This window comes from Candidatus Borrarchaeum sp., from assembly GCF_019058535.1.
Taxonomy (GTDB): domain Archaea; phylum Asgardarchaeota; class Sifarchaeia; order Borrarchaeales; family Borrarchaeaceae; genus Borrarchaeum; species Borrarchaeum weybense.
Window position 1 is genome coordinate 1 of the sequence record NZ_JAHPYX010000260.1, and the last position, 3,313, is coordinate 3,313.

A 3,313-nucleotide genomic window follows, 5' to 3' on the forward strand; every position below is an offset into this window, starting at 1 on the left:
AATGATGGTCGATATTGAGATGGCGTTCTGCAATTATAATGATGTAATGAATGTACTTGAGAACCTAATTCACTATGTCATTTCTGATGTAAAAAATAACTGTGATAAGGAATTAAACATCCTGAAAAGTGATTTACAAATTCCAAAACTGCCATTCAAAAGGTATACGTACACGGAAACCTTAGAATTATTGGCAAAAAATGGCTATGAACTCTCCTGGGGAGATGATATTGGAACTGACGCCAGTCGAAAACTAGGATCAATTATAAGTGGTCCCTATTTTATTACGGAATGGCCTTCTGAAGGAAAACCCTTTTACATACAGTCAAGGGCCGATAAACCCGAAATCAGCGAATCTTTTGATCTTATGTATGGTTGGATTGAGTTAGCCTCAGGAGGAACACGTGTTCACGAAAAAGAAATCTTGATTCAAAGGCTAATTAATCAAGGACTAACTCCAAGTTCATTTGATTTCCATCTCAAGGTTTTCGATTGGGGAATGCCTCCTCATGCTGGATGGGGACTTGGTTTAGCTCGTCTCGTCATGGTTTTAACAGGAAAACAAAATATCCGTGAAGTAGTGGTCTTTCCGCGCGATAGAACAAGACTAACTCCCTAATTTTCGTAAATGGGAGTCACCAAATCTGTTTTCATCAACTCACGTAGAAGTACAGTAGCATATGATCCTTTTCCTAATGAAAAAGTTATTTTTACCATATTTCTATCGTCATTTAAATGATCTTTATTGATTTCTAACACTTGAAAGTCTTTTATTGGCATAACGACGGGGCGATATCCTCCTTTTGAACTTGCTTCTGGGTAAGATTTTATGCGAAACATTGATGGTTGAATTTCTTCCTCTTCAAGAATTTCGTTAAATAAATCACCAACAATTCCTGCAGGAAATAAAGAAAGTTCATAGCCTATTAATGGGGCAACAAAAGTGGTGTTCATGTTATCTTGATTTTCTTTGAAAAGGTCTACGCTCCCATTTAAAGTTTGAACTATATCCCCAGTTATAGGTTTTAAGGAAAGCCCTTTTTCTATACGTAGACTAAGAAATTTGTTAAAAATGTAAGATTGAAAAGCATGAATAAACATTAGACGGAGTCCCTTTGATATCTTTCTAAAAGCATTGATAAAATCATTGGGGTGCCTCACTAAATGATTCATCATTGCTAACTCTGGCTTATACCCTTTTGGAAAATTCTTTAGAGCGTTTCTGTAGTTTTTTGTTTCATTAAGTTCCATTCTAGCAAGGATAGCTTCCTTTGATTCTAAAGGAGACGTTGTTGTTAGATAAATCTCCGCTGCTTTTTTGAAATTTCCTTGAATGAATGCTTTACCTACAAGATGTGTAATTGGGCGGAGAGTTCCAAAACGTTGATGTCCAAAAAAATTAGGTAACCCACCCATCATTTTAACAACTTCTTGAAATTGCGCAATGGATTGCTCAATTTTCATTTTTGACTCTCTTATATCTCGTATGATGATTGTGAAGTTATTTCCCCATAAATCACCGAGTTTAACAGGTTTGTTGGCATAGACTGGATTCAAGATTTTCACGTCCTTGATGCGAAGCTTCAGCAATTGTTCTGGAGGAATTTTCCATGCACTCATTCGTTGAATTGTCACAGCCCGTCTATCCTTGGTTCCTGCTAAAGAAAATCGTTTCCTGCTGGTTTTGAGACGCCGAGAAAGAATTCGAATTAGGCGATGATTATCCCAATCATATTTTTGAAGGGAAAATATAGTATAATCACCATTTTGATCATCGTTCTCTATCCCTTGTTGAGCATCGATCGGAAGTAAAATACCCTCAGGTGTAATTTCTCGTACGACAAAATCTTCCACTAATTGTTTAATTCTTCCTCCAATTCCAGGTTGAGGTGTCACATAGTACTTCAATCCAGTGGCTCTTTCAGAATTGAATTCTACCAGTTCGGCCAATTTCTTTCCCTTCAAAAAAATAGGTGTTTCTTTCCCTCAAACTGATTTTCTGTAACTCATTCACTAAAAGAATAGTTTAAATCGGTTAGATTAGTATCGTCTTATTCTAAATAAGCTGAAGTTGACCTGTTATTTTGTCAATAATTTCTGATTTGTCAGGGCCAATACCTAACGCAGTAGTAGTCCCTGGCGGTAACTCTGTGAGCCCAGCATCTTTAATGAGTGCACAAGAAACCTTAAGTTGAAGTGTGTTATTGTAAAGTTCTAAGAGTTCTTCAAGTGATTCAACGCGAAGTGCTACTTTTTTCGAGCTACCATTTTTCCATTTCTTCCATATTTCTCTATTTTCTCTTTTTGCAACTTCAGAGGACTCTACAGCTGCATGACACGCTTGAACAATCATTTTTCCTTTACTCATTTTGAGATCAGTCCTTATAACCATGACCATTTTGTATTCGTATGCTTTTGAAGTCGCTGATGTCATTTCATTCCACTTCTCAATTTTGTTAATATGAATTCTTCTTATACTATGAGAGTTTTTCCTGAAAAGCGCATCGATTTTAGGATTCTTAATCTGTCAAGTACCTTTACTTCTAAGTAGCTTAAAGTCGAATATTTTAGTTATAGGTTTTATTCAGGAAATTTGTTAGTACGAAAAGAATTTAAAAGAAAGGACTTGTAGGATTTCCTATTACAATTACCTTTACTTATCTTATGCATTATCTAATTGAGGTATATCTTTTACATGCTTAAAATCTTGAGATATACATGGAAATAGCATATCCTCAAATTTTATGCGTTTTAGGAGGTGATGGCTATCAGCCAAATCGAAATGCCGAAGTGTTCATGCTGTGGGCATCTTATATCGCCCGAAGATATTGGTAGCGTACGTTTCTCATGCCCAAATTGTGGGGACATAACAATTTTCAGATGCATGCGTTGCCGTAGTTTTGGTAGAAACTATCGATGTCCTAAATGCGGCTTTGAAGGACCATAAAGTACTATAAGTGAACGTAATGAAGGACCATAAGCAATTTCAAGCAGCTGTCCTGTTTGATGTAAACTAATGGAGGTAAATTTCATGGGTAAAGTTCTAGCATTGCTGAAAGTAATGCCTGCGAGTGTGGATATAAATTTAGAAAATCTTAAAAATGAATTAGGAAATGTAATGCCCCCTGAAGCAACCCTTCGTGGAGTTAAGGAGGAACCAATAGCTTTCGGCCTTGTTGCACTAAAAGTATCTATCGTGATGGACGATGTTGCTGGGGGCACCGATGCAATTGAGAACGCCTTTTTAGCCTTAGAAGATGTTTCAGAGGTACAAGTGGAAGCGGTTTCTTTATTATAAGCAAGAATATCCACT

General features: G+C 36.6%; 5 protein-coding genes. 3 read left to right on the forward strand and 2 right to left on the reverse strand.

Annotation, left to right across the window (positions count from 1 at the left end; genetic code table 11):
* Positions 1-619, forward strand: a 619-nt coding sequence (locus QVB70_RS16190; RefSeq protein WP_287588418.1) for an amino acid--tRNA ligase-related protein, incomplete at its 5' end; no start/stop codon positions are given.
* Here QVB70_RS16190 and truD read toward each other — a convergent pair.
* Complete coding sequence (gene truD, locus QVB70_RS16195) at positions 616-1,950, reverse strand: tRNA pseudouridine(13) synthase TruD (RefSeq protein WP_287588420.1); 1,335 nt, start codon at positions 1,948-1,950, stop codon at positions 616-618. The two genes, QVB70_RS16190 and truD, sit on opposite strands and share 4 nt — an antisense overlap.
* 106 nt (positions 1,951-2,056) lie before the next feature.
* Positions 2,057-2,434 (reverse strand): peptidyl-tRNA hydrolase Pth2, encoded by a 378-nt coding sequence (gene pth2, locus QVB70_RS16200; protein WP_287588422.1) that lies wholly within the window; start codon positions 2,432-2,434, stop codon positions 2,057-2,059.
* Between the two features lie 327 nt (positions 2,435-2,761).
* Between pth2 and QVB70_RS16205 the strand changes: the two genes are divergently transcribed.
* The gene (locus tag QVB70_RS16205) at positions 2,762-2,947 is read left to right on the forward strand and encodes a zinc finger domain-containing protein (protein ID WP_287588424.1); all 186 of its coding nucleotides are present in this window, start codon (positions 2,762-2,764) and stop codon (positions 2,945-2,947) included.
* Between the two features lie 84 nt (positions 2,948-3,031).
* The gene (locus tag QVB70_RS16210) at positions 3,032-3,298 is read left to right on the forward strand and encodes an elongation factor 1-beta (protein WP_287588426.1); all 267 of its coding nucleotides are present in this window, start codon (positions 3,032-3,034) and stop codon (positions 3,296-3,298) included.
* Positions 3,299-3,313: the final 15 nt, after the last annotated feature.